Source organism: Moorella naiadis (nom. illeg.) (assembly GCF_051020825.1).
In the GTDB taxonomy this organism is placed as follows: domain Bacteria; phylum Bacillota; class DSM-521; order Neomoorellales; family Neomoorellaceae; genus Neomoorella; species Neomoorella naiadis.
Window position 1 is genome coordinate 1 of record NZ_JAXGFQ010000067.1, and the last position, 2,281, is coordinate 2,281.

At 52.2% G+C, this 2,281-nt stretch carries 3 protein-coding genes; all 3 read right to left on the reverse strand.

Annotated features, from left to right (window positions below; all coding sequences use genetic code 11):
- The coding region (locus SDD30_RS17255) for a Druantia anti-phage system protein DruA (RefSeq protein ID WP_434076167.1) at positions 1-534 on the reverse strand (534 nt) is incomplete at its 3' end.
- 28 nt (positions 535-562) lie between these two features.
- Positions 563-1,726, reverse strand: a complete 1,164-nt coding sequence (locus SDD30_RS17260; protein WP_434076168.1) for a hypothetical protein — start codon at positions 1,724-1,726, stop codon at positions 563-565.
- 179 nt (positions 1,727-1,905) lie between these two features.
- Positions 1,906-2,157, reverse strand: coding sequence for a hypothetical protein (locus SDD30_RS17265; RefSeq protein WP_434076169.1), 252 nt, complete (start codon positions 2,155-2,157; stop codon positions 1,906-1,908).
- Positions 2,158-2,281 lie beyond the last annotated feature (124 nt).

The following is a 2,281-nucleotide window of genomic DNA, read 5'->3' on the forward strand; positions in this document are numbered from 1 at the left end:
CCAGCCAATCCAGTCGTCCCTGGCGCTCAAGGCTCTGGCTGGCGCCGCAAACAACAGCGCCCCCAAGATGCGGTTTGTCCCTTTGGCTTGGCTCCTGATCCAGTAGCGCTGATGGGCACCAAAGGGCTGCCCCATCCCCAGCGGGTGATAGGCGTTCATGGTAGCGTTCCAGAGGGCCAGCTCTGCCCTTAATACCGGTTCTACAGTTATGGGGCGCATCTGCGCTAACGAGCCGTTAAGCTCAGTAACTGGCAGTGGCGGCACCTTCGTATTGCAGATGGTCTTTTGGCTATGGGAGCGCTTCGGGGGCAGGACAATCAGCCCGGCGTCGTGCATCTTTTCCAGCAACAGCCGGCAGCCGTTGATTTTTAACCTGCCGTTGGGTGCCCGCCAGGAGAGGTTTTCACATACCGTTGCCGCCAGTTCCCTGCGGCTCAGCTGGCCAAATTCGGCGACAATGGTCTTGATCAAGGCCAGATCGGCAGCACTAAATTGACGCTCACCGATCCAAAAGGGTGGCTTAAAGGTATCCAAAGAGGACCATCTCCCCGGTTACTGGACGTCAGGCGCACTTCTTGGCAGGTACTGGTCTTAGGAAGGGGCGGTGGCGTTCCCTGGGTGTAGAGGGGTATACCAGCTTAAAATTAAGCTCCCTCTTAGTTATCCAGTTCGCGGCTTCTTGATTCAAAAAGAGCGTCTGGATATTGGCCAACCCCGAGGACCCCGGCCTTGACCAGCTCATGCCATTATGTTTTTGCCTTTGCGCTACCACCAGGTCGTTCGCTTTTTCGCCGCGGTTGCTTGATATCCTTAATCCCAGCCTCTTTCTTAGGGCATAACAGGGGATATAGTCCTGATTGCGCTCCAGATAGGCCATCAGCTTGTTGATTTCGTCTGGATTGCGCACCTTGCCGTCATCAAGGTGTTCGAGGTATTTGCTGGCAGCCTCAACTTGGCCCTGCCAGAGCAGGGCCAACAGTTCTTTTAATACCTCATTGCGTACCTTGCGGCCCTTCATCCCCATGCTTAAGCGTTCCTTGCATTTCTTGGTCAGGTGGTACCAATCGAGGATTATCTTAAAGGTTCTAAAGCCATAGATCGCCTTGATGGCACTCTTGAGCTCATCAGCACCGTCGGTAAAAAAGACGAGCAACCTGTCCTGCAGCTTATTGTGACAAAGAAAGGCCAGCAAGATGAGCAATGTATTCCTGATACCGAGGCCAGCGAGTATGTAGTTGCCAACCCCTTGCTGGATGTGGATTATGGTATTGCGGACATAATGCCGTGTTTCCCTGGGTGGGGGATTCTTGCTGCGGCCGCTGGCCTTTTGGGCGATAACACCAACTTCGTCAACCGAGATATTGACACAAACTGATGGGTCCTCAAACAGTTCATCAATCTGCTGAGCGTCAATCCGGCGCGCTTCTTCCCGGCCGGCATTGTATTCATTAATCACTTGCTCTACCTTGGCCGCGGGAATGGTAGCGAACTCTTTATCCTCGCTATTGAGAGGGGGATGGTCGGCTGCCGGCGCCCCGGTTTGGGGGTCAAGATGGTTCTGGCTTAAGATCTCTTGCGCCCGCTCGTTGATATAGTTGATAACTGCCATCCCTTCCCTGACAACCGCCGCCGCCAAGCTGCGTGACTGCACCTCATCTTCTCCATCCTGCCAGCGGAGGTGATTGATGAATTCTTCAACCTGGCGATAGGGTAATTTGGTAGCCAATTGCAGTACCAGGGTCTCGTAACAGGCCGTATGATACGTTTCTTTAGGCCCGGTCTTCGGGAAGACCGCCACTTTAGTATTGTATACCGTGCGGCTTCCTTTTTCCGCCCGATGGGTGACAACATCCAGCCGCCCTATTTCGGCTTCTATTTTGTACTCGGAAGGGTCTTCCCTTGTCGTTACTTCTTCTTGTCCTTGAACTTTAACTTCGAGTTTTTTTTTGACATCGCGGTGAGGTATTCATCAGTTGCCAGTTCTGCCGCTTCGTTCCTGATCTTTAAAACTGCTTTCTCGTATTTGTCGAATACCTCCTTGAAGTTGTCAGGGCCTGTAAACTCGTCAAATTCAGGGATCTCGGTGTCAACCACTATCGGTTTGGTCCCTTCTGTGCCATCCGCATTCTTTATTCGGACGGTGATTTCCATTTTCATGCTCAGAGCACCCCCGTTTCATTTGGGTAGATTCCTGAGCCCATCATAATTTTTTTTGCTAGCGTTGTCTAGTGAGATTGTTGCCATTATTGGTTAATCATGGTACATGCAACTGCACAGGTAG